This is a genomic window from Desulfosporosinus shakirovi, from assembly GCF_020595055.1.
Lineage (GTDB): Bacteria > Bacillota > Desulfitobacteriia > Desulfitobacteriales > Desulfitobacteriaceae > Desulfosporosinus > Desulfosporosinus shakirovi.
In genome coordinates this window covers 37,085-62,251 of record NZ_JAJDOO010000012.1, presented here as the reverse complement: position 1 = coordinate 62,251, position 25,167 = coordinate 37,085, and the positions used below count along the sequence as shown (strand labels likewise).

At 40.3% G+C, this 25,167-nt stretch carries 23 protein-coding genes; 20 read left to right on the top strand and 3 right to left on the bottom strand.

The window, feature by feature from the left end:
• The first annotated feature begins 10 nt into the window (after positions 1–10).
• The 4 genes from LJE72_RS12375 (at position 11) to LJE72_RS12360 (ending at position 2,541) form a co-directional block, all read left to right on the top strand.
• A complete protein-coding gene (locus LJE72_RS12375) occupies positions 11–493 on the top strand; it encodes a hypothetical protein (RefSeq protein ID WP_229247874.1) in 483 nt (160 codons plus the stop codon).
• A gap of 322 nt (positions 494–815) precedes the next feature.
• Positions 816–1,610: an IclR family transcriptional regulator gene (locus LJE72_RS12370; RefSeq protein ID WP_229247873.1), complete on the top strand. Its 795-nt coding sequence runs from the start codon at positions 816–818 to the stop codon at positions 1,608–1,610.
• Between the two features lie 165 nt (positions 1,611–1,775).
• Positions 1,776–1,919 (top strand): TRAP transporter large permease subunit, encoded by a 144-nt coding sequence (locus LJE72_RS12365; protein ID WP_229247872.1) that lies wholly within the window; start codon positions 1,776–1,778, stop codon positions 1,917–1,919.
• A gap of 400 nt (positions 1,920–2,319) precedes the next feature.
• Positions 2,320–2,541: a hypothetical protein gene (locus LJE72_RS12360; protein WP_229247871.1), complete on the top strand. Its 222-nt coding sequence runs from the start codon at positions 2,320–2,322 to the stop codon at positions 2,539–2,541.
• A 211-nt stretch (positions 2,542–2,752) separates the two neighbouring features.
• Here LJE72_RS12360 and LJE72_RS12355 read toward each other — a convergent pair whose 3' ends face one another.
• On the bottom strand, positions 2,753–4,471 hold the full coding sequence (locus tag LJE72_RS12355; protein WP_229247870.1) for a methyl-accepting chemotaxis protein: 1,719 nt from the start codon (positions 4,469–4,471) through the stop codon (positions 2,753–2,755).
• 14 nt (positions 4,472–4,485) lie between these two features.
• Positions 4,486–6,645 carry a GGDEF domain-containing protein gene (locus tag LJE72_RS12350; RefSeq protein ID WP_229247869.1) on the bottom strand — a complete coding sequence of 720 codons (2,160 nt, stop codon included), beginning with the start codon at positions 6,643–6,645 and terminating at the stop codon, positions 4,486–4,488.
• Positions 6,646–6,979: 334 nt separating this feature from the next.
• Here LJE72_RS12350 and LJE72_RS12345 point away from each other — a divergent pair, with 334 nt between their 5' ends.
• From LJE72_RS12345 to LJE72_RS12305, 9 genes are all read left to right on the top strand, one after another.
• Complete coding sequence (locus LJE72_RS12345) at positions 6,980–7,675, top strand: zinc dependent phospholipase C family protein (protein WP_229247972.1); 696 nt, start codon at positions 6,980–6,982, stop codon at positions 7,673–7,675.
• Positions 7,676–7,762: 87 nt separating this feature from the next.
• Complete coding sequence (locus LJE72_RS12340; RefSeq protein ID WP_229247868.1) at positions 7,763–8,914, top strand: MGDG synthase family glycosyltransferase; 1,152 nt, start codon at positions 7,763–7,765, stop codon at positions 8,912–8,914.
• Positions 8,915–9,063: 149 nt separating this feature from the next.
• The gene (locus LJE72_RS12335; protein ID WP_229247867.1) at positions 9,064–9,756 is read left to right on the top strand and encodes a response regulator transcription factor; all 693 of its coding nucleotides are present in this window, start codon (positions 9,064–9,066) and stop codon (positions 9,754–9,756) included.
• Positions 9,757–9,850: 94 nt separating this feature from the next.
• Positions 9,851–10,720, top strand: coding sequence for a phosphate ABC transporter substrate-binding protein (locus LJE72_RS12330; protein ID WP_229247866.1), 870 nt, complete (start codon positions 9,851–9,853; stop codon positions 10,718–10,720).
• Between the two features lie 224 nt (positions 10,721–10,944).
• Positions 10,945–11,826: a phosphate ABC transporter permease subunit PstC gene (gene pstC, locus LJE72_RS12325; protein ID WP_229247865.1), complete on the top strand. Its 882-nt coding sequence runs from the start codon at positions 10,945–10,947 to the stop codon at positions 11,824–11,826.
• On the top strand, positions 11,823–12,668 hold the full coding sequence (gene pstA / locus LJE72_RS12320; RefSeq protein WP_229247864.1) for a phosphate ABC transporter permease PstA: 846 nt from the start codon (positions 11,823–11,825) through the stop codon (positions 12,666–12,668). The genes pstC and pstA overlap by 4 nt, the downstream gene beginning before the upstream one ends.
• 32 nt (positions 12,669–12,700) lie before the next feature.
• Positions 12,701–13,453, top strand: coding sequence for a phosphate ABC transporter ATP-binding protein PstB (gene pstB / locus LJE72_RS12315; RefSeq protein ID WP_229247863.1), 753 nt, complete (start codon positions 12,701–12,703; stop codon positions 13,451–13,453).
• Between the two features lie 67 nt (positions 13,454–13,520).
• A complete protein-coding gene (gene phoU, locus LJE72_RS12310; protein WP_229247862.1) occupies positions 13,521–14,180 on the top strand; it encodes a phosphate signaling complex protein PhoU in 660 nt (219 codons plus the stop codon).
• A 199-nt stretch (positions 14,181–14,379) separates the two neighbouring features.
• Positions 14,380–14,979 (top strand): 4Fe-4S dicluster domain-containing protein, encoded by a 600-nt coding sequence (locus tag LJE72_RS12305; protein WP_229247861.1) that lies wholly within the window; start codon positions 14,380–14,382, stop codon positions 14,977–14,979.
• On the opposite strand, the gene LJE72_RS12300 is transcribed toward LJE72_RS12305, so the two are convergent.
• Complete coding sequence (locus LJE72_RS12300; RefSeq protein WP_229247860.1) at positions 14,971–15,687, bottom strand: Crp/Fnr family transcriptional regulator; 717 nt, start codon at positions 15,685–15,687, stop codon at positions 14,971–14,973. The genes LJE72_RS12305 and LJE72_RS12300 overlap by 9 nt on opposite strands.
• A 1,213-nt stretch (positions 15,688–16,900) precedes the next feature.
• Between LJE72_RS12300 and LJE72_RS12295 the strand changes: the two genes are divergently transcribed.
• The 7 genes from LJE72_RS12295 (at position 16,901) to pyk (ending at position 25,156) form a co-directional block, all read left to right on the top strand.
• Positions 16,901–17,674 (top strand): electron transfer flavoprotein subunit beta/FixA family protein, encoded by a 774-nt coding sequence (locus LJE72_RS12295; protein WP_073028975.1) that lies wholly within the window; start codon positions 16,901–16,903, stop codon positions 17,672–17,674.
• A gap of 14 nt (positions 17,675–17,688) precedes the next feature.
• Positions 17,689–18,678 carry an electron transfer flavoprotein subunit alpha/FixB family protein gene (locus LJE72_RS12290; protein WP_073028973.1) on the top strand — a complete coding sequence of 330 codons (990 nt, stop codon included), beginning with the start codon at positions 17,689–17,691 and terminating at the stop codon, positions 18,676–18,678.
• A 63-nt stretch (positions 18,679–18,741) separates the two neighbouring features.
• Positions 18,742–20,784: a heterodisulfide reductase-related iron-sulfur binding cluster gene (locus LJE72_RS12285; protein ID WP_229247859.1), complete on the top strand. Its 2,043-nt coding sequence runs from the start codon at positions 18,742–18,744 to the stop codon at positions 20,782–20,784.
• A 196-nt stretch (positions 20,785–20,980) separates the two neighbouring features.
• Entirely contained in the window at positions 20,981–21,211 is a 231-nt protein-coding gene (locus LJE72_RS12280) for an ATPase (RefSeq protein ID WP_229247858.1), read from the top strand.
• The gene (locus LJE72_RS12275) at positions 21,178–22,119 is read left to right on the top strand and encodes a hypothetical protein (protein ID WP_229247857.1); all 942 of its coding nucleotides are present in this window, start codon (positions 21,178–21,180) and stop codon (positions 22,117–22,119) included. The genes LJE72_RS12280 and LJE72_RS12275 overlap by 34 nt, the downstream gene beginning before the upstream one ends.
• 273 nt (positions 22,120–22,392) lie before the next feature.
• Positions 22,393–23,403, top strand: coding sequence for a type I glyceraldehyde-3-phosphate dehydrogenase (gene gap / locus LJE72_RS12270; RefSeq protein WP_229247856.1), 1,011 nt, complete (start codon positions 22,393–22,395; stop codon positions 23,401–23,403).
• Positions 23,404–23,422: 19 nt separating this feature from the next.
• Positions 23,423–25,156 carry a pyruvate kinase gene (pyk, locus tag LJE72_RS12265; protein WP_229247855.1) on the top strand — a complete coding sequence of 578 codons (1,734 nt, stop codon included), beginning with the start codon at positions 23,423–23,425 and terminating at the stop codon, positions 25,154–25,156.
• The last annotated feature ends 11 nt before the right edge of the window (positions 25,157–25,167 follow it).

Sequence of the window (25,167 nt, the reverse complement as noted above, 5' to 3'; positions counted from 1 at the left end):
AGTAGAGTATATGCTATCTATACTTTTTTATCCGTCGTTCATATTTCTAATGTTTATTGTCGTACTTATAACCATCCCTAAGAAAGATTTTAAGGAATATTTTATTTATGCAATGCTTCTTGGAGGATTAGGTGATGTAGTAGTAGTAGGTTTATTTCAAAATCTATTTCATATTATTTGGTTTGAAAATGCTGGAATATTCAACGTATTGGGGCAAAACATACTTTCTCCACCTAGTTGGATTCTTACAGTTATGTGTTTTCTTCGATTTTTACCCCCACAAAAAATGTTTCAATACTTCTATGTCCTTGGGTTTGCTGCATTCAGCGTTATGTATGGTTATTTAGTTCATAATGTTGGATTATTTGATTTTAAACCTTGGTTTTACCCAGTTATGGCATATTTCACCTTTTTAGTTTGGTGGTCCATCATTACTTGGGTATTTATTGAGACAAGTTCAATTGCGAAAAGAGATTCTTTAAATAACCTCTGAAACTTAGAAGTCAGAGGTTTTACTATTATATTATGGTTATAAAAGATTGAATGCTTATTAAGCTGTTTATGATTTCGCAGATACAGCTTTACGTCGAGAATAATGCAGAAAAATGTCCGAAAAGAGAGTGATACAGATAACGACACCTATCTCGAAAAAGTCACGAAACGAAGTGTATTACGACATTGATATATTTAAGAAATAGATGCCTATGATTAAATAACCTATATGAATTGCATTTAAATGTTGAGAGATATACAATATTATAACAAACATGAGTACTATGCTTTCAGTATGCAGGTAAATGAGAGGAGGTGGTGCAATGCAAAGTGAGGGTGTACAAACCGTCGAAAGGGCTTTGGCAATCCTAAATTGTTTTACCAACGAAGACGACATATGGGGAGTCACGGAGCTTAGCAAGAAATTAGAACTTTCTAAGAGTGTAATACATAGAATATTGGTTACGTTGCACCGTAATGGATTTGTAGAAAAGGATGTCTATACTGACAAATACCGTCTTGGTATGAAGGTGATTGAATTAGGAAAAGTGGCAACTAATCAGCTGGGCTTGCGTAAAATTGCACTGCCGATAATGCAGGAGATGGGCAAACTCACAGGGGAATCAGTTCTCTTAACAAAGAAACAAGGCAAAATGGGTTTGGGAATAGAAATTGTTGAAGGGCCATACTCAATAGCAATTCGTGCTGCTTTCGGAATCGGTCTTCCACTGCATTGCGGTGCATCGAAAAAGGTTTTGTTAGCTTTCCAAACACAGGAGTTTATTGATACATATCTTCAAAACGAGAATTTAATTAGGGTAAGTGATAAGGGCACAATTGATGCGAATGTACTAAAGGAAGAACTCACCCGCATTCGCCAGGAAGGTGTTGCTGTGACGGCCGGAGACGTAGATTTTGGAGCATATGGAGTGGCTGCTCCCATATATGATGATAATGGAAACGTTTTTGCAAGTATTTCTGTTTCAGGAAGGTCTTTTGGGTTCTTAGAGGAAAGGGCAGAGCAAATCTCGTTACTGGTAAAGAAAGCGGCCCGTGAGATTTCTGTGAAACTGGGTTATCCTCATCATGGAGTAAAGGGTGAGGAGTTTGATAATTAAACAGAAATAAGAATAAGATTTAGATTTAGATCTTCCTACTTAGATGGTAGGATTTTCGATTTCTATAGAAAAGTTTTAATGAAAGAGTTCACTATATTGATGTGAATTTCTTGACGCTGAACAAAACATTGGTTATAGGCCTTACTTTGCGGGGGCGGTCAGTTAATGCCTCCAGTCATGGGAGCAGCGGCGTTTATCATGGCAGAATTTTCAAATATCCCTTATAAGGACATAATGCTGGCAGCGTTAATACCGGCTGTTTCTCTATTACTTAGAGGTCTTTACGATGGTGCATCTAGAAGCCGTTAAGACGGGATTAGTGGGCGTGTCGCGTGACAAATAACCCATTATGGGAGTGGTCATGAAAGAGCGGGGGCATCTCATATTGCCCCTGATAGCGATTGTTTACCTTTGTTGCTAAAATTCTATCTCGAGTGATGCTTTTAACCTAAACCTAAAAGTTCGTTAAGCAAAACTTTACAATGAAAGTATATATTTAATAGTGTTAATACATATAGAAAAGAGGAGGTACCTATAAAATGGGTTCACTAACAACAAGCCTTGTATTATCAATACTCTGACAAAAGTATCGAAAAATCTCTTAATAACTTTTTTGCGACGGAATCCTATTAATACTTTGCGTCGGTTCCGAAAAGATTTATTTCTTAAAGGTTTTACGCCTGTCTGTATTAAAAAGGAGGCAAGATCAATGACCCAGCAATATCAATATTCCTTATTAAATTCCAAAGAAGCTACATACTATCTGGAAGTTTCAAGGTTTAAATTTAAAAAGCTTATTAAGGAAGGACATTTATCTCCGCAGATTTGGACAAGTCGCAACGGAAAAGAGGTACATTTCTTTGATCCAACGGAGTTGACTAAAGTTAAAAAAATGTTGATTAAAGAAGGTTATCACTACCAATATGCCTAATTAGTTTTGATAAAGATGGGGCCGTAACGAAACTTGAGATTTTTTCAAACTGGTGGTGCGTTATCCTAAAATAGAGGACTGTACACCTTTGAAGTGGTGAACAGTCCTCAAATATATAAGGGGATTACAAACAGAGCAGGGATGTAATAAACTAGAAAACAAGTTTCGTTACATCCCCATCATTATTGCAGAGTTGATAGTGAAGCACGCTTTAAATCCTAAATTTGCTAACCCCATTTTGTAAGTCCTGAGCAAAGTTTGACAGACTATGACAAGAAAGGTTTATCTCATCGATAGAAGCAGTGAATTCATCAATGGCTGAAGATACATTTGCCGCCTGTCCAGCTGTACTCTGACTAACTGTGCCGATATCTTGAACCCCTGAAACGATTTGTTGACTTCCTGCCGCCATTTGCTGTATGGAAGAGGAAACTCCACCAATTTGTTCAGACACTTCATCAACCATTTTCAGAATATCCTTGAGGTCGTAACCTACTTTATTTACCGCTTTAATACTATCATTGACATAAATCTCTTCAGCATTCATTGCATCAGTAGCGTGGGAGATATTTTCCCGGTTAACAACAACCAAATCTGAGATTTGTCCAGTTGCTGATTTAGCCTTTTCAGCCAACTTTCGAACCTCTTCAGCTACTACGGAAAAACCGCGTCCGTGTTCACCGGCCCGGGCAGCTTCAATGGCGGCGTTCAAGGCAAGAAGGTTGGTTTGTTCGGTGATACTGGTTATTAAGTGAGCAATGTTTGCTATTTGTTCAGAGCTATCAGCCAGTAAAGTAATAGCATTTTTTACAACTTGGGTTCCTTCACTGACGTTGTCCATTTGTTTAACGGCCTGTGTGAGAGCCATTTGCCCGTCTTTCGTAGCAATAGCCGTTTTTGTTGTCAGGTCTGTGACGCGCTGACCTGCCTCTGCTACTATTTGAATGTTAGCGTTTATTTGTTCTAGAGCTACCACAGTCTCGCTGACTGCGCCAGCTTGTCTTTCCGTGCCGCATGCCACCTCTGAGACGGACTGGGAGATTTGGCCGGAGGCCTTCGATCCCTGTTCTGTAATAGTTAAGAGCTGGTTGGCAGAGGAGGTTACTTGTTCGGAGGACTTTGAAACTCTGCTTACCAAAGTTGACAGACTTATTGTCATCTGATTAAAAGCCTGTGTTAATTGTCCGGCTTCGTCCTTGGATTCAGTATTGATCCGGGTTACTGTTAGATTTCCTGCAGCCAGCTCTCGAACATTTGCCAGCATTATTTGCAAAGGCTTGGAAATGGCACGAGCTACCAGGGCCCCGATGGTCACAGCCAGTACTGCGGCGGCAAGAGGAAAGCCAAATAAAACTTTCTCGGCACGAATGAAATTAAGATTTTCGCGGGAGATGGTACTTTGGGCTTTCTGGGCGCTGAAATCTACAAGTTCGGGAAGCAAGGTGTTTATTTCCTCTAGAATTTTGGTAACGTTAACAGAAAAATAGGCGTAGGCAGCGTCCTTGTCATTACGATCTAGGAGAAGAACTACCTGCTGCCATTCATTACTGTATTTTTGCAGTCCATCTCTTACTTTTGTCAGTTTTGCAACTTCAAAGGGCTCAAGGGCATGGGAAGTATAGTTGTCTAGAGACTCATTGATCAAGCCTTGCAGTACAGTTGTCTGAATAAGCAAGTTTTGTTTCTGAGAAGAGTCCAGAGGGGCCAAAAGAAGTTCTGTGTTGACACTGCGGATCATTCGGACATTAGCATTAGCCTCATTAATCAATTTCACTGAAATCAGGGAATTTGAATAGATATCGTTCATAGCCACTTTGGCTTGTCGATAATAGTAATACCCCATAAAACTTAAACCAAGCATGAAGACAACCATGATAAGAACCAAAGCATTGATTTTATAAAATGTTTTCCAGTTATTGAACCACTTCATTACATTTACTCCCCCTATCTAACTAAATAAGAGTTGCCTCCAATTGCTTTAACTTCTTTCTTGATCTGGGCAGCCCGCTCGGAAACGAGCAAAGGTGTCCAATTTTGCTCAGCGTTGTTTATGATGAGGCCTGCCAGAGCAACGCTAAGGCTTTCTGTTCCGGTTAACTGCTTGCATGATTGTTCGAATTGGAAGAGTATATTAACTGCTAATTTTTCCAGTTCTAAAGATGAGGTGATGATTATAAAATCATCGCCGCCAATGTGTCCGACAAAAGTTTCCTGAGCAGTATTGTTGGATGCATTCAGTAAAACCTCGCTTAACATCTTAATAGCTACATCTCCTTGTTGGAAACCAAATAAGTCGTTATAATATTTGAATTTGTTAAGATCTACATATATTAGGCCAAAGGTCGATCTGCGTTCTAAATGCTGTCGAATTTCTTGGTCAATGAGGAGGTTGCCGGGCAACCCGGTTAGTGGGTTAGCACCTCGGGCAATTTGGATCTGTCTCTCAGCCATGGTTTTAATTAAATTTGCCACTGAGACCAACCCTATCGGCTTGCGTTGATTTGCGATAATAATACCATCATAAAGCTGAGAACCAGAACGTTGCATAGCTAAACTAGACACCACTTCCAAAGGAGTGGTGTCTTCAACTATAAGTGGATTTGTATCCATAAGAATTGGAATAGTGCGTTCAGAATAAAGAGTGACACCATAACGAGTACCTAGGGCAGAAAATAGCCTGTCTCGTTGCATTACACCGACTAAACGGGAGTCTTCAGTTATGCCCACTAACCATTGGTGAGGATGGTCACGGAAATAAGCTTCTACAGCATTAACCAAAGTGTGAGCATTGAAGAGGGGCAAGGGTTCTACCATAGAAAGAATCGAGTTTTGTTCTGCAGACTTGAGCCGATGTTTGACATCCAAGATCTCTTTAACTGCCGGATTAATGCACTTTCGGTCAAAGGAGGGTCTGGCAATAAAGAATCCCTGTATGTAATCTACCCCTAATTGGACCACCGTGCGCATTTCTTCAGCAGTTTCTACCCCTTCGGCAATGATTCGGCATCCTATACGCTTAGAAAAAGTTACAAACGTTTCTAGTAAGGCCCATTTGATAGGGTCAGCATTAACCCCTTTTATTAAAGATCGATCAACTTTAAGAAAATCAGGATGCAATTCCGCAACGGACTGCAGGGAAGAGTAGCCGGCTCCAACGTCATCTAAAGCGATTAAGTACCCCTGCTTACGATAATGATCTAAGGCATCCCGGAATGTGGGGAAGTCCTCGATAGCACTTCGTTCGGTAATTTCCAGTACAACATCTGAAGGAGTTAACCCTTGTTCACTGAGGAGCTTTCTAGTATGACCAGAGGCAAACTCAGGGTCAATTAGGACAAGGGGGTTAATGTTAAGGAAAAGCCTCTCTTTGTTTTGGGATATTGAAGGGTAGGAAGTAATGGCTTGACGCCGGCAAAGTGTTTCGATTGGATAGAGCTGCCCAATCTTTTCGGCAAATGGGAAGAGATCAGCAATATTGTTAAAACAAGTAGAGCTTGGGATACGAGCCAATGCTTCAAAACCAAACACTTCTCCGCTTCGAGCTTCAATGATTGGCTGAAAAGCGGCTTTCAGGTATTTTTCGGGTTCTTCGATTAAATAGGTAATCTCTTGGCGGCGAGCAAAAAAATTGGGATCAGGTTCGGATTTATTTAGAAGGAAAGCCTCTTTCACAGCGGCATACAGTAAATAATCAGGGCTTCGGCCAGTTTCGTTGATACACTGGGCAATTCCCGAACGAAGACTGATTTTCTCGCTCACCAGTTTCCTTATTCTGTGATTAAACCTTTCTTCCAGAGGAATAACCCATTTTTCGATGACTTCCGTTATGTTCCAATGGATGTTTTTTCCTGGTACGAAATAAACAACAAAGTCGTCCCCACCCCTGCTTTCAAAATGAGAAAACAGGTAGAGATTCCGTTGCTGCTTAATCGTATGACTTATTTCATTCTCAATTTCCTCCAAGATTTGTCTGCAAATTTTGTAGCCGTACCGAAATTCCACCTCCTGAAATTTAACAATGTCAAGATATAAAACCCAGACTGTCTTGTCATCTCTTAGTAGGCGGTATAATTTCCGTTGGCTTATATCTAGCGACTTAAACATCTGAAAACTCCTTTTTAGATCAAACATAGCCTCTGACTCAAGTCTTTTCATAAAATATCCTTACTAAATAATAATGTCTTAGTGTAAAGTTTTGATGAATTGAATATTAATTTATTGTTAAATTTACTCTCAGTAGTCGCGATTAGTTAACTTTATTCTATTTGCAGGAGCTTAACCTACTTTGTATTTATATAATGAGTAATTCTACAAACAAATAATTTAAAATAACTTGAAATTAACAAAACTGAATGTTTTTTTAACATGGGAATAATACATTCTTTACAGTTATGCCTTAGAATTATCTATAGAACAAAGGAGAGGTGTTGACTTGATTATGTATGAAAGGATTATTGGTCAAACACTCAGTAAGATGACGAAGATACTTCTTGCTTCGGCGGGACCCTTGCAATGTTTTCTTGACACTCCAGGTGTAACCCATGCTCATTGTCTAAAACAGGCCTATAGTGTATTGAAGCAGGATGGGAAAGTGGATGCAGCCACATTATTCGATGCTTATCACTTGGCGCTCACCAAAGGCTTATACTGGGCTGATAGCGGTTGGAAGAACGTTAATCATTTTTACAGCCATCCTGACAAGCAGGGAATCATCGGCTGGCCGGGCGCAACCGCTGAGTGCCAATACTATTTCAACAAGGCATTTAGCCTTTTTTCCAAGAACCTTGATAAAGGCATGTTTTTCTTGGGAGCAGCGTTACACCTAATACAAGACATGTGTGTACCTCATCATTCGTTAGGGGTTTTGTTCGACGGCCATAGAGAATTTGAAACATGGGCCACCCAAAACTGGGATAAGTTTCCTGCTATAAAGGGTGCGTATCTGCCATTTTCACATCCCGCGCAATGGATTGATCATAATGCTCATGCTTCCGGACCTTTATACTCTCTGGTATCAATGAAGGAAGGATGCTCTGAAGAGAGCTATATAAAAGCGTCGGAAACTTTAATTCCTTTGACAATTGCCACTTCTGCAGGTTTTTTGGATTTTGTCAGTCAAAAAATTAACACTTAACATTCCAGCCAATTTGATTTAGTCGAGCTTTTTGTGACTTCCTAATAATTATTGCAGTAAAAAGGCTGTTAAGAGGGAGGAATAGAGTTGAGGCAGTTAAGGGTTCTCGTATTTTCTGCAGGATTTGGAAACGGACATTTTCGAGCAGCCGAAGCTGTGATTGAAGGTATACAGATCAAAGCACCTTCAGCAAAGATAATGCATTTGGATTTTGGCGATTTTCTCAGTAAGCGGTTTAACACCATGGCTAAAAACGTTTACATGGAGATGATAAAACATACCCCTAAACTCTGGGGAAAATTTTATGATAAAACTGCTAAGTTTCATCCTGATTCGATGATTCAACGATTACTTAAGCAATTAGGACGAAAGGATTTTCTTAGCTGCATTCAGGCCTTTGCTCCAGATCTGATTGTATGTACCTATCCAACTGTGTCTTCGATTCTGGCCCAATTGAGACTGGAACAAATCCTTCAGGTTCCGGTAATCACCGTGATCACCGATTATACTGTTCACAGTCACTGGGTCCATCCAGGTGTTGATCGTTATATGGTGGCTTGTGAGGAGGTAAAGGAAAGTTTAGTATCCTGGGGAATCAGAGAGAGATCTATTCTTGTGACGGGGATCCCGGTCAGCCCGAAATTTGAATCGGAAATAGATCGAGGTCACATTATTTCTGGGTTGGGACTAAATCCTAATGTTCCCATTTTTTTAGTCATGGGAGGAGCGTATGAGAGTCTTAAAAGAACAAAAAGAATTTGCCATAGACTAGCAAATTCTTTCGTTCCTGTTCAGTCGATTATTGTTTGTGGGAAAAATGACAAGCTTTATAATTCAGTAGGAGAGGTAATTGAACAGTCCCCTAATCCTATGATACGGCTAAGGTATGTTTATAATATAGAGGAACTCATGTCAATTTCGACTTTGATCATTACAAAAGCCGGAGGGTTAACAGTTTCCGAGGCTCTAACCAAACACTTGCCGCTTGTAATCTATAAAGCTATTCCTGGTCAGGAGGAAGCGAATGCTGATTTTCTTCTTCGTTTAGGTGCTGGAAACGTAGCAAATACTGAACAAGATCTATATCGCCTTTTAAAACGTTATTTAACAAATCCTAAGGAAATTGCTGAAATGCGAGAAAAAGCTGCTTCATCATTAAAAAGCCAGTCTGCCGAAAGAACTGCAGAGGCTATCTTTGAGATGTTATTAGAAGCTAAAAAGGACCTAATAATTTGTTGAAAATCCTTTGTTTATATAACGATACTAATATTTAACAGTAAATTTACGTTCCGTTCATTAAGACTTTACATTGGTAAATTAAAATGAAGGTGCTAAAAAAACGTGATTCATAAAAGTAAAGGGGGGGCCTTATTGAGGGGAGTTTTATTATGCCAAGTATTCTAGTCATTGAGGATGAACTGCAGATACAAGAAGTCCTGCGGACTAGTTTGGAAAAAGAAGGTTTTTTGGTTATTAAAGCATCAGATGGGGAACAAGGGTTAGAACTTGCCAGGAAGGATAAACCCGATCTTATTATCATTGATTTAACGTTGCCACTGCTTAATGGATTTGATGTAACTAAAAAATTGCGCTCACAGAAGGATACCAATACTATTCCGATAATAATTCTAAGCGCTAGTGACGATGTGACAGACAAAATAATCGGGCTTGAGCTAGGTGCCGATGACTATTTATCTAAGCCTTTTAATCCTAGAGAATTGTCCGCGAGAATAAAGGCTAGACTCAGAGAAGTTCATCGAATAACTAATACCAATGACAGTCCGCTGAAATGGGGAGAGTTGAAGATAACCAAAGAAAGCTACAGTGTTTTCTTAGCAGAACAACCTCTAAACTTAACAGTAAAGGAATTTGAATTGCTAGTTCTCTTCGTAACAAATCCTTACCAAGTATTCAGTCGAGAATATCTGATCCAAAAGGTCTGGGGCAATCTTTCCGGCACAGGCACCAGAGCACTTGATGTTCATATTAGTCATTTGCGAAATAAATTGAAGCCCTTAGGACCAGTTCTCGATTCTGTACGTGGAGTCGGGTATACGTTTACACATCGACCCAAGAACTGAAATTTAACTCAAACTTTACATTGATTTCATTAATACTTTACAATCGTCTATTATAATCAATCTGTACTTAATAAAAATTAAGGAGGAAACTAAATTGTTTAAATCTAAATCGAGAGTTGCTCTTGTAAGTACCACTTTGATCGCTTTACTGGCTCTGGTAGGATGTGGTCAAACTGCGGTCCCAACTACAACCCCTGCTCCAAGCTCTACATCCATTGACAAGAAAACTATTTCTGCAGCAGGGTCAACTGCCTTACAACCCCTTGTCAAATTAGCTGCCGATGAGTTCATGGCTAAAAACTCCGGTGTGCAAGTTAACCTGAGCGGTGGTGGTTCTATGACTGGCCTAAATAATGTTGCCAGCGGCTCTATTGAGATTGGTAACTCTGACGTCGTCAGCCCAGAAGAACTAAAAAGTGCAGGATTAGTTGATCATCAAGTATGCGTAGCTCCTTTCTTACTAATTGTTAATAAAGATGTCAAAGTTGATAACTTAACTAAAGCTCAAGCAGCGGATATATTTACTGGAAAAATAACCAACTGGAAAGATGTTGGTGGTCAAGACCTCAAAATATCCATTATTGGTCGGGCTGCATCTTCTGGAACCCGCTTAAATGTTGAGAAGATCGTAATGGACGGTCAAAAGATGACTGACGCTGCCGCCGCTCAAGATTCAACAGGCAATTTGCTCACTGGTGTCGCCCAAACTACTGGGGCTATTGGCTATATTGATGCAGCTTATTTGAAAGACACTGTCAAGGCGTTAAAGTTTGATGGAGTTGCGTACAGCCCAGAAGCAGTAATTAGTGGACAGTATCCTATTTACTCCTATGAACATATGTACACAAAAGGAGAGCCTACCGGAACTGTAAAAGCTTTCTTAGACTATATTATGAGTGCTGAATTCCAAGATAAGAATGTTGAGAAGACTGGATTTATCCCCGTTAGTAAAATGAAAAAATAAAATACAACTCGATGAAATAACATGGCTATGAATTGGGAGCAAGATATCTCTTGCTCCCAATTCGCTATGCTCATCTTAAAATTGTTAACCTGAACTTTACATTCTCTTAATTTACAATTTACACGCATAAGTTAAACTTATTATAAGCTATTAAATTGATTACATATGATCAAATATTAGCGAGGTTTAAATTCCTAGAAATGAAAAATTGGAGGTGTAACAGGTTGCCTCAACGTAAGTCCTGGGTATATTATAATGACCGTTTATCACGTTATTTATTTATTAGCAGTGCAGTTTTGGTGTCATTAATCATCTTATGCATTATTTGGTTTGTAGGGATGCAGGGCCTATCAACATTTCGTGAGGTCAGCATCATTGAATTCTTCACTAGCAGCAAATGGAGTCCAGACTCTGGAAAGTTTGGAGCACTGACATTTATTGCAGGATCGATTGGAACGACATTAATTGCAATACTCATTGGAGGTCCATTGGGGTTGGCCGGAGCTGTATTTTTAGCTGAAATTGCTCCGCCTTGGGTGCGCGCCTTCATGCGTCCCGCCACAGATCTCTTTGCCGGGATTCCCTCTGTGGTGTATGGATACGTTGGTATTACCGTCATCGTAGGTTTGACCGGAAAACTCACCAACTCCCCAACCGGCTACGGCATGTTGGCTGCTGGGATTGTATTAGCTATCATGATTCTGCCGACGGTGATAAGTCTTTCGGAAGATGCTTTACGCTCCTTACCAAGAACTTATAAAGAAGCTTCGTTAGCCTTAGGGGCAACACGTTGGCAAACTATACGCAGAGTTCTTGTGCCAGCAGCATCCCCGGGAATATTAACAGCGATTATTTTAGCGATGGCTCGGGCCATCGGAGAGACCATGGCAGTTCAGATGGTTATTGGAAATTCACCGCGATTCCCTGATTCTTTAGGCAGTCCTACCTCAACGTTAACTAGTAATATCGTTATGGAAATGGGCAATACCCCCTTCGGTTCAACGTGGAATAACGGCCTGTTTATGATGGCATTTATTCTGCTGATCATTGCCCTTATTATGATTATTCTTGTCAGAACAGCCTCACGAAAGGGGGCAGCTCGTTGAAAGCTCATCAAGCCGATCGTTTTGCCACTATTATGCTCTGGATAGGAGCTTTAGCTATTGTAGCTATACTGATTGCTTTTTTAACTCTCATTTTAGGACGAGGTGTGCCTCATCTGACGAGTGAGTTCTTTAATGGCCCAGATGGGGTGAGAGGTCAGCTCTTTAATTCATTCTATATATTGTTTCTTTCCTTAGTTCTCTCGCTGCCTGTCGGGTTAGGTGCCGGAATATACATGGCTGAATATGCTCCGAAAAACAAATTTACAGACCTGATTCGTTTGAGTACAGAGAGTTTAGCAAGTGTTCCATCGATAGTCTTTGGCCTTTTCGGCATGATCGTATTTGTAAACATGTTTGGTTTAGGATTCACCATCTTAGGAGGGTCTGCAACTCTTGCCTTACTAAATTTACCTATCTTAGTGCGCGTCACTGAAGAATCTTTACGCGCGGTACCTAGGAGTTACCGAGAAGCCAGTTTAGCATTAGGGGCTACAATGTGGCAGACTTTACGAAAGGTAATTCTGCCGACGGCTCTGCCCGGACTTATTACAGGAATAACCCTAGTCGCCGGCAGGGCGTTAGGTGAAACCGCAATATTGATCTTCACAGCGGGTATGAATGTCTCTCGAATACCATTTGATGTTAATCCTCTTGCAGCGGGTGAGACATTAGCTGTGCACTTATTTGCCGTTAAGTCAAATCCATTACCAGGAACGAATGCTGACCAAATTGCTGATGGGACAGCCGCACTGTTAATTATTATGGTCATAGTTTTTAATATTTGCTTGACACTGCCCAGTCGTTGGTTGCAACGCCGCCAGCTGGGAAAAAATAAGATGTAGCATTCTATACATGGATATAAGGAGAAGTTGATATGGATAAGATCGTGGTCAATAAACTCGACCTTTTTTACGGCGATCAGCAGGCCTTAAATAACATAGGCATAGCAATGAAGGAAAGAAGTGTGACAGCTCTAATAGGTCCCTCCGGCTGTGGCAAATCCACGTTTTTGCGCACGCTCAATCGGATGCAAGATTTAATCCCCAGTGTGAAGATTATGGGTCAAGTAAAGATTGATGGGCAGGATATTTATGTTGCCGGCACAGATGTTGTCTTACTAAGAAAAAAGGTAGGAATGGTCTTTCAAAATCCTAATCCCTTTCCTAAGTCAGTTTTTGAAAATGTTGCTTATGGTCCGCGTATTCATGGAGAATCTGACAAGAAAAAATTGAGTGAAATAGTTGAGACGAGTTTAAAGGATGCAGCCTTATGGAATGAAGTTAAAGATCGCTTGCATGAATCTGCACTGGGTCTGTCTGGCGGTCAGCAACAACGGCTTTGTATTGCACGACTATTGGCGGTGGGTCCTGAAATTCTGTTAATGGATGAACCGACATCGGCCCTTGATCCCATCTCTACCATGAAGATTGAAGAGCTTATTTCTGAGTTGAAAGACAAATATACAATTATCATTGTTACACATAATATGCATCAAGCCTCTCGTGTTTCAGACCGAACGGCATTTTTCTTAAGCGGTGATTTAATTGAAGAAGATGTAACGAGTGTCCTTTTTACCCGGCCAGCTAAGAAAAAAACGGAAGATTATATTTCCGGACGGTTTGGGTAAGGGGTTCCATTTAAATTAGAAGTAGCTGTATAATATAAAAAACTTAATAGAGAGGGGGAATTATTAAATGCCGACTCGTCAAAAATTTGATCTTGAATTAGAGGAATTGCGCGCCAATATTTTAGACATGGGCAACTTGGTTAACCAACAAATAGCGCTTGCGGTTAGTTCCTTGATTAATCAAAATCTAGAATTAGCGAACTCAATTGTAGTGAAGGATTTGGACCTTAATGATTTGCAAGCAATAATAGAAGAAACATGTATTCTTCTTATAGCTACACAGCAACCCTTTGCTCGTGATTTACGCAAGCTTGTGGCGGGGTTTAAAATTTCTATTTACCTTGAACGAATGGGAGATCTGTCTGTTGATCTCGCAAAGTTAACTATTAGAATAGGTCAGGATGAATTGATAAAGCCCTTGGTTGACATTCCTCGCATGAGTGCTTTAGTGCAAAAGATGATTAACATTGGACTGAGAGCGTATGTCGACGAAGATTGTGGTGCCGCAGCAGAAATGGCGTTAATGGATGATGAAATTGACAAAATCTACTCCGGAGTTTTTGGAGAACTTAGGACTATTATGATGGAAGACCCTAACAAGGTGACACAAGCTAATTACCTTCTCTTTGCCAGTCGTTTTTTAGAGCGACTTGGAGATTATTGTACAAATATCGCTGAAGAGATCGTCTATATTTGTAATGGAAAGAGAATGGATTTAAACGAATAAAGTTAACACTAACTGAAAATGATTTAATATATGACGTCAGAATATAAGAAAGATACCACTATGGTAAATCTTCGGGTTACCACAGTGATATCTTTTTTATATTACAATAAATTACTATGTGATTAAAACCACATCAAAATGTTTGTGTATTTGCTAAACTACTTCAGAAAGGCCTTACATTATTTCTGGAGGAATAAAAATGAAACATTCTGGATTTCAGCTGGAACACTGTCGTCCGAATTGTCCGAAATTAGCTCGCAATTGGAATGCGCTTTTCGAAGCTTTGAAAATCAACCTAGTTAAGTTAAACATTCACGAAACACTTGAAGGGAAATTTGGTCAAGTACTTCATCACCACATTCCAAAAATTTGCATTGCAGGCTGTCCCAATGGTTGTTCTCAACCTGATATAAAAGACTTCGGAATTTCTGGATATGTAACTCCTCGAATTACTGAGGCACCCTGTACAGAATGTAACGCGTGTGTTCATTCTTGCATAGAAGGTGCTATAACCTTAGGACAAAATGGAATTGTCATAGATAATAATCGTTGCCTTTCCTGTGGGAATTGTCAAAGCCTTTGCCCTTCAGGGACATTAACTAAAGGCGAGAGTGGTTGGAATTTGCGTATTGGCGGGAGAGTAGGACGACACCCACGATTTGCAACCTTCGCCGGACAAGTCGCAACTGATGAGGAAGTAATTGCCTGGGTCATTGATATAATCAAAAATTATATCTGTAATGGACTGACTCAAGAGAGGTTAACTCATTTTCTTGAAAATAGAGCGAATTTAGTCTAGAGAGCGAGAGCGGGCTGCTCGCTCGTGAATCCATATTCGTAAATTTTCCATATCCAAAACCGTTATAACCTTTTTCTTAATCTCAATAATTGTGGCTTCTTTCAATTCTGCTAGAATACGGCTGACAGATTCTCGAGCAAGGCTGCACATCCCCGCAAGTTCTGTTGCAGAAAGAGGAATAGTAATTGTTACACCATTCTTAACTTGCTGACCATGCACATGAGCCAGAGCAAAAAGCTTGGCACCTAAGCGTAAACGCGCATCTCCCAGGGACAGATTTCTAATTTGTCTGTAGGAACGACGCAAATCCAGAGCAAGTTCACAGTAAAAAATCCAGAGTAAGGATGGATTGTTTTCCATAAATCGCATAAATGTTAGCCGGTCTATAGCTAATACTTCTGTCTCCTCTATGCAAAGTGCAGCATGGGGATAGGGTTTTCCGTCAAGTATTATCTCTGGGAAAAAAACTGGGGGATTAAGGACACGAATTATTTTCTCAGTGTACTCACCCATTAGGTAGAGCCGAATTCGGCCTGAAATGAGGAAATAGACAGTGTTTCCTTCATCTCCTGAGAAATAAAGATATTGTTTGGAAGCATAACGACGAATTCGTCCATGTGTAAGACAAAAATGAATAAAGTCAGGTGTCATTTTACCTGAAAAAAGTTTGTTTGCTAATAAGTCTCCCAGTTGTTGTTCGTTGATCATTTTATCCCTCCGGCCATAATTGAGAGTTCCTTACACATAATTAATAGTTTAGAATTTACTTTTACTATTATAGCATGACAGCAGAAAGTTTTTGAAAGGCTTCCTTGAAGTCTGTAATAAAAGAATTTCAACCGTCTTAATTATTTACAGATTCTGATTAGAATAGCATTGTGTGATTCGGGAAAACTAGTTTCAAGTTTGTCTTAATAAGAGGAAAGGGTGAATTGTAATGGGAGCTCATAAAAAAGTATCACGTGCAAAAGCATCAGTCACAGTTAGAGATCCTCATTATCAGGAGTTCGACACACATAAAGAACGTAATATTCAAAAAACGTTGCCCCATAAAACCACTTAAAACCTTAAAAGAGGAGGGGATGTAACTTGACTTGTTTTCCGGTTTGTTACATCCCCTCTTTATTCGATATTTCCCTATATATTAGAGGATCTATTCACCACGTCAAGATGTAGAATCCTCTTTTTGGGGGATAACGCACCACCAGCTCGAAAACTTTTCAAGTTTTATTACAGCCCTTATAACGATAAAACATTAACCTCTTCAATAACATTTGATAATGTATCTATATTAAAATATAGTTGTCGACCAAGAAGGATTTAGCGTGTATTGGTCGAATAATCTGAAAAGAGAAATATATTTGTTTTTAACAATCCTGACAAAACTTGTTAAAATGTCGTATATATTAAGGACTTAGAGTGCGTTTATTGAAAAATTCATTTTATGCATAATTTCGCTATAAGATTTCTTAATTATCGTCATATTGACTTATTGAGCACACAATGCTAGTCTTATTTTGTGAGAAGAAGGTAGCAGCATTATAGATTGTGCATTTTGTTACTATAAAAACTTCAAGTCATGGTTGTATTTTTGTTAATCTATTAATTGCATATGTGAAACAAATCATATTCGTGAGTTATATCCAGGGATTTTGCTGGTAACTCTGCTTAGCCTGTGTCTAGTCAGAGTCTACAATACTTGTGTTGGAAAATAAATTCCTTCTCACGCATTTATGGGGGGTGTTATGAAAAATTTCATTGTTGGTGTCTAATGGAGGAGGACTTTACCAGTCAGAGACGATGTTATCTTGAGTGAGGCTCGTCACCTCGTCTATCACAGGTATCAGTGAGTTTTAATGCAGTTGTTATCAAGAGTCATGTTCTGAAAGTATTAATTTTGTTGCAGTAAGGGGGAAACAGTGTGAATATTGTCGTTTTCATCAAACAAACATTTGATACTGAGGCTAAAATCGTATTAGATGGTAACGGTAAAATCGATGCCAATGGGGTTAATCTAATTATCAACCCTTACGATGAGTTTGCCATTGAAGAAGGAATTAGGCTTAAGGAAAAGTTTGGTGGCGAAGTGACCGTCGTAAGTATGGGAGGTCCTCGTGCCCAAGAAGCCATCCGCACTGCATTGGCGATGGGAATAGATAAAGGTATATTGGTCAACGATCCTGAAGTAGACAATACTGATGAGTATGGTCGAGCTCAGATCTTGGCTAAAGCGATTGCTCAAGTTCCATATGATGTCATTTTAGTTGGACGTATTGCTATTGACGATGGTGCAAGCCAAATTGCAGTTCGTTTAGCAGAGGCATTAAGTATTCCTTCGGTCAGTAGCGTTCTTAAGCTCGAAGTTGCTGGAACACAAGCAACTGCAACTCGTGAAATTGATGGCGGAACTGAAACGATTGAAGTTAGTTTCCCAGCTGTAATAACTGCCCAAAAAGGGTTGAACGAACCTCGCTATCCATCTGTTGCAGGCATTATGAAGGCTAAAAAGAAACCGTTACAAACTTTAACCCTTGCTGATCTTGGATTAAGCGCTGGAGATTTGTCACCAAAGATGATTATTAATGAATACAGTTTACCTACTCCTCGCCAAGGTGGACGAAAACTTGCCGGTGATGCGGCACAAGCTGCAAATGAATTAGCAAAACTCTTGCGTGAAGAAGCTAAGGTTCTGTAAAGGGAGGAATTAACATGGCTAAAGGGATTATGATTATTGTCGAACAACGCAACTTGCAAATTCGTAAAGTTTCATTAGAACTTCTCAGCCAAGCTCGTAAAATTGCTGATGCAACAGGGGAGCCGGTAGTAGCAGTTGTGCTCGGACAAGGTATTGACGAACTTGCTGCGACTGTTGCCGCTAGCGGAGCAGACAAAGTAATACTGATTGATGATGCAAAGTTGGCTGAATATACCACTGGAGCTTATACTTCCGTACTCAATAAGCTCATCCGAAAAGAAGAGCCTCAGGCTGTTTTAATTGGAAATACTGCCGTCGGTAAAGATTTGGCTCCACGTTTAGCCCAACGTCTTGGAGTTGGCTTGGCTTCAGACTGCACAGGCATGGAAGCAGATTCCAATAGCTTCTTAACCTTCAAACGCCCCATTTATGCCGGTAAAGCATTTGCTCATCTCACCTCAAATGTTCGTCCGATTATGGCTACGATTCGTCCTAATACCTTCCCGGTAGCAGCTCCGGATGCTGCTCGTCAAGCTGAGGTAGTTAAAGAAGCAGCAGAGATTGATGCTGCTGACTTAGTGGCTATTCTTAAGGAAGTTGCAATTGCTGCTTCTAAGCGTCCAGAGCTTACCGAGGCAAACATCATTGTCTCTGGTGGACGTGGAATGAAGGGTCCTGAGAATTATAATATTCTAGAAGATTTGGCTGATGTAGTCGGTGCTGCTGTCGGAGCTTCACGCGCTGCAGTAGACTCTGGTTGGAAAGAACACAAATTCCAAGTTGGACAAACAGGTAAAACTGTTGCCCCGACTCTTTATATCGCTTGCGGAATTTCTGGAGCAATCCAGCATTTAGCTGGTATGGGATCCTCAAAGTTCATTGTAGCCATTAACAAAGACCCTGAAGCTAACATCTTTAATGTTGCGGATTACGGTATTGTTGGCGACCTATTTGAAGTCGTTCCCTTACTAACTGAAGAATTTAAAAAATTGGTTAATGAATAAGGAATAACATTTAGCGAAGCGCCTCTCAAGGCGCTTCCTTAAATAGGGTAAGGAGAGGAAAAAATGGCTACACGTCAAGTGTATTGGAACGTTGAAGGACATCATTGGCTTTATTTATTCTTTGTCATTGCACTTGCTATCTTCGTTTATGGAGTATATAAACGAGTTAAGCTTTGGAAATTAGGACAACCTGATAATCGATGGAAAGACGTTTGGCCAGGTATCAAAGACGTAATAGTTTACACCTTTGCCCACAAACGAATTCTTAAAGATGGTTACCCGGGTCTGATGCATGCTGGAATTTTCTATGGATTTTTGTTTTTAGCTTTTGCAACAGCCATTATTACTCTTCAAGCAGATTTCGCCATAAACATTTTCCACGGTTGGCTTTATCTGTTCATTAAAGTAACAGCAAACTTGTTTGGACTTGCAGCTCTGATAGGAATCGTTGTTGCAGCATACCGACGGTATATCCAAAGGCCGGATCGTTTAGATAATAAACCTGACGATGCAATAACACTTGTCTTATTATTCACCATTTTATTAACAGGCTTTGTCATCCAAGGGGCACGCATCGCTGTCGTACCGGATCCTTGGGCTGGGTATGCTTTTGTCGGACAATGGATGTCTATCCCGTTAAAAGCTATGCTTAATGAAGCTCAACTTTTGTCCTTACACGTTTTCCTCTGGTGGTTACATCTCGCCTTAGCGATGGCATTCATTGCTTATTTCCCATACTCTAAGCTTTTCCATGTACTATTGGGTCCACTCAATCAGTTCTTCCGCAACCGTGGCCCGATTGGTATTCCTGAGCCGATTGACTTTGAAGATGAAAGCCTGGAAACCTTTGGCAAAAGCCAATTGCGGGAGTTTTCCTGGAAGGCATTGTTTAATACAGATGTTTGTTTACGCTGCGGACGTTGCCAAGATAACTGTCCCGCATACTTGAGCGGTAAACACCTTAACCCGAAACGCATTATCCAAGATATGCGAGTTCTTATGGAAGAAACGGGTGCTGCTGTTCAAGCTCAAAATAAAGTCTTAGCTCAAACTGTCGGCCAGGAAGCTGCCGCAGCAAGCGAGTCTGAAGAGACGGAAGAATGGACTGGTCGGGCACTTATTGGTGAAGTGATACCTGAAGATGACCTTTGGGCTTGTACCACATGTCGTTCTTGCGAGCAACAATGTCCTGTGTTCGTAGAACATGTTGATAAAACGATTGATATGCGTCGGAATCTCGTCCTTATGGAGACAAGATTCCCTGCTGAAGCACAATTAGCCTTCAAAAATATGGAGAACAACGGAAATCCATGGGGTATTGGCTGGACAACACGTGCTGATTTTATTACAGGTCTTGGGGTTAAAACATTTGAAGAAGATCCTACGGCAGAGTATTTATATTGGCCCGGATGTTCAGGCGCATTTGATGCACGCAATCAAAAAGTTTCCGCTGCTCTTGTCAAATTACTCCAAACTGCTGGTGTTCATTTTGCCATCCTGGGAAATGAAGAGAAATGCTGTGGTGACTCAGCTCGTAAATTAGGAAACGAGTATTTATTCTATTCTTTAGCCACTGAGAACATTGAAGTTATGAACAATTACGGAGTTAAGAAAATCATTACTCAATGCCCTCACTGCTATAACTTCTTAAAGAACGAATATCCACAATTAGGCGGTAACTTTGAAGTTATTCACCATACCGTATTCCTATTAGATCTAGTTAAGTCCGGAAAACTCAAGCTGTCTAACGCGGACAAAAAGACTGTCACCTATCACGATTCATGTTACCTGGGCCGCTACAATGAGATTTACGAACAACCTCGTGAATTGCTTAAAGCAGTTGGTCTGGATATCAAGGAAATGGCACACACCGGCGAGAAAAGTTTCTGTTGCGGTGCCGGTGGAGGCCGAATGTGGCTGGAAGAGCATGAAGGACAGCGGATCAATGAAATGCGCACCGATGAGGCCATTGCTGTAAAACCAGACTATGTCGGAACTGCGTGCCCATTCTGTCTCACCATGTTCGCTGACGGCATAGCTGCTCGTGAAGTTGGGGAAGAATTAAAGGCATTAGATGTAGCTGAAATCTTAGAAAAAGCATTATAAATTACTCATTAGATTCGAGTGTTTATTTTAAGAGTAGGATTGTCCTATAAGAAAGACCGGCTGATGTCAATCATCAGTCGGTCTTTCTGTATCAGACCTTTTCAAGAGATTAGATATTTTTAAAATCCGGAACGAGAACTTGCCCATCTGAATAGAAATGGTATGCGGCTGCAATAAAGGGGGAGTATACTATATATTGAATGCACATATTAAGAAGGTATTTCCTGGAGCAGTAACATCACAAGGTTTCTATTCATTCTACCATTATATGATTGAACAAAACGCTAACCATATCTTTGTCCTCAAAGGGGGACCCGGCGTAGGTAAATCATCATTTATGAAAAAGATTGGTCAATCCATGTTAGACCGAGGGTATGATATTGAGTACCATTGTTGTCGTCAGACAACGGATCTATTGATGGGATAGTCATTCCTGAACTTAAGATTGGTTTAATGGACGGAACAGCGCCCCATATTGTGGATCCGAAGAATCCAGGTGCTGTAGATGAAATAATTAATCTCGGTGAATACTGGAACGAAGATATGATTAAGAAATCAAGACAAAAAATCATAGACTGTAATTTGAAAGTCACATGCTATTTTCAAAGAGCGTATTTCGCTTTAAAGGAAGCAAAAATTGTCTTAGCTGAATGGAAGCACTATATATCAACATACCAGGATTGGAGTCAGATCAATCAACTGACCTTAAAGATGCAAAAGGAAATTATTAAAGCTACGTCAAGTAACCATGGTACAGAACGACATCTATTTGCTTGGGGTCATACTCCACAAGGACAAACCCAGTTCATAGATACATTGCTAAATAAAACTGAGACGCTCTACATATTAAAAGGGCAACCCGGAACAGGTAAGTCAACTTTCCTCTCCAGAATCGCGGCACGAGCCGCAATCTATGGGTTGAGTATCGAATATTACCATAATACTCTTGATCCCGATCAACTGGACCTTATTATTCTTCCGGATCTAAAAACTGCTTTGGTCATTGATTGTGAGCCCTACGCTTACGCTCCTAATTTTAAGGGCAAAATTATACCCTTGAATTTCGAACAGAGCCTCAATAATACTGAACTTATTAAAAACTGTAGTGATGAAATACGGGATTGTCAGACTCGAGTTAACCAACATATAACAAGAGCCCTTAAAAATTCTGAGAAAGCGAAGGCCACTCATGACTTACTGGAAACCTACTATGTGCCGGCTATGAACTTCTCGGGGGTGGAGAATAAACTGATGTCAGTACTTGAAAAAATCCTATTTTACGTTGAAGATGAAGCAATTGCAGTTGTAAAAACCCAATCTAAATCTAAATTATAGCACATCTGTAAAGTTAAAGTTATTAATTTAAACTTGCAGTTCCTTGGCTTTGCAAGTTTTTTTCTTTTTAGGGAAGTATATATGGTAAAGTACCTATCAGTATTGATGAATCTCTTATAAAAACTCTGATTATGAAAGCTAATGTGGAAAATTTTGTGAAGGAATACAATGGGGAGCAGGGATTTATTAGTGTCTACAGAATAGAGTTAAATGGAGATACTATTTTTACCATGAACACACTATATCTTTGATTATTATGAGGAGGTTATACATATGAGTATTAAAGTAGCAATAAATGGGTTTGGGCGTATTGGCAGACTTACACTTCGAGCATCTCTCAATCAAACTCTTCCATTTGAAGTAGTGGCCATCAACGATTTAGGAAGTCCGGATTTATTAGCCCATTTATTCAAGTATGATTCAGTGCATGGTGTGCTGCCCAATTCAGTAGATATAGACGGTCGCACAATGCTTATTGATGGTAAACGAATTGACATCTTCGCCGAAAAAAATCCTTTAGACTTGCCTTGGAGTAATCTTGGAGTTGATATTGTCATTGAATCAACGGGACGATTTACAAAACGTGATGATGCTGCACAGCATCTTACTGCTGGGGCTAAAAAAGTCGTCATCTCTGCACCGGCAAAAAACGAAGATATTACCATCGTAATGGGGGTCAACGAAAATCTGTATAATCCGCTAGAACATCATGTGGTTTCTAATGCTTCTTGTACAACTAATTGCCTTGCTCCTGTAGCTAAGGTTCTTTTGGATACCTTTGGGATTGAACAAGGGATGATGACGACTACTCATTCGGTTACTAATGACCAACGAATTTTAGATTTAGAGCACAAAGACTGGCGCAGATCCAGAGCTGCCTATCAATCGATGATCCCAACTACCACAGGCGCAGCCAAAGCTGTTACCCTTGTCATACCTGAATTAGAAGGTAAATTAAATGGACTCGCTGTTCGAGTGCCAACTCCGAATGTTTCTTTAGTTGATTTTGTCGTTAATTTAAGTAAACCAACAACCAGAGATGAAATAAACGCTGCCTTGAGGCAAGCTGCTAATGGGAAGATGAAAGGCTACCTCGAATATACCGAATTACCTTTAGTTTCTCACGATTTCAATGGTAACCCGGCCAGCTCTATTGTAGATGGATTATCAACCATGATGATGGGAGATCGAATGGCTAAAGTTTTAGCTTGGTATGATAATGAATGGGGCTATTCAAATCGGATTTTAGATTTTGTGAAGCTTATTGTAACAAAGGGGTTGTAAGCTAGAAGGAGGTTGTTGTATGAGAAGGACTAAAATTGTCTGCACCATTGGTCCGGCAAGCGAGTCTGAAGAAAAGGTTCAAGCACTTCTAGCAGCTGGGATGGATGTTGCTCGACTGAATTTTTCCCATGGAACCCACGAAGAACACAGCCGCAGAATTGTAACCTTGCGGAAGGAAGCGGCTAAATTCGGAAAACATTTGGGGATATTGCTGGATACTAAAGGGCCGGAAGTGCGTACCGGAAAGGTTCCTGAAGAAGGAATTACTTTGATTAATGGGTCAGAGTTTATTTTAGACACAGATCTTAGCCTTGGAAATCAGCAGAGGGTTGGAATCACCTATATTGATCTATGGCGGAAAATTAAGCCCGGCAACCATATTCTGATAGATGATGGCCAGCTTGACTTAGAAGTTACCTCCGTGGACAAGGGAATTATTCGAACTATCATTAGAAATGGCGGAATTCTTAAATCTCAAAAAGGAGTTAATACACCAAATGCACTCATAGACCTGCCTGCGGTCACAGAAAGAGATATTGAAGATATTCGTTTTGGCATCTCCCAAGGGATTGACTTTATTGCGGCTTCTTTTACACGTAAAGCACTAAACATTCTGGATGTCCGCAGGGTTGTTGAAGAAATGGGAGCAGATGTCCATATTATTGCTAAGATCGAGAGTCAGGAAGGAATCAATAACTTAGATGACATTCTTGAGGTAGCTGATGGGCTCATGGTTGCCCGTGGAGATCTTGGAGTTGAAATTCCGGTGGAAGAAGTTCCTATTAGACAGAAGGAAATGATTCGTAAATGTAATTTGCTTGGTAAACCTGTTATAGTCGCGACTCAAATGTTAGACTCCATGATACGCCAACCGAGGCCGACAAGAGCAGAAGCAAGTGATGTTGCTAATGCAATTTTGGATGGAACAGATGCTATTATGTTATCGGGTGAAACTGCTGCAGGCCTATATCCGATTGAAGCAGTACAAATGATGGATAAGCTGGCAAAGCGCACCGAAAAGACCTGTCAAAATAATGTGTCCTCTCGTTATACTCAGCTTAACGTTGCCGAAGCGATCAGTTTTGCCAGCTACACCATAGCAAAAGACCTGCAGGCGACTGCCATTCTGACTCCTACTCATTCAGGGTTGACTGCATGTATGATTTCAAAGTATAGACCAATTGCCATGATTATTGCTGCAACTCCATTTGCCAGTACCGCAAGAAAGTTAGCTTTGCAATGGGGAGTCCAACCCATTCTAGTTCCCGAAAGCTCTGGAACAGACGAAATGTTGTCAGTCACAGTCAATACATCATTGAATCAAAACTATATTCACGCTGGCGATGTCGTTGTTATTACCGCCGGTGTCCCTATTGGCAAGGTAGGCTCTACAAATATGATAAAAGTGCAAGTAATGGGCAATATCTTGTCTAAGGGGATTGGAATTGGACGCAGATCCTACTCAGGATTAGCATGCAAAGTTCAATTCCCGGACAAAGAAGTTTTCAACGATGGGGAAGTTTTAATTGCTTTGTCAACAGATGCACGTTTTATACCCTTAATTTCGCGTGCGGGAGCATTAGTCGTTGAAGAGGGTGGTTTGACTTCACACGCTGCTATCATGGGATTACAGTATGGGATTCCGACGATTGTCGGTGCTGCAGATGCCTTTTCCAAGGTTGAAAACGGGCAGACTTTGACAGTCGATGCCTTAACAGGCATGATGTATGAGGGTTCAGTGAGCATCCTATAACTACAGTGTAT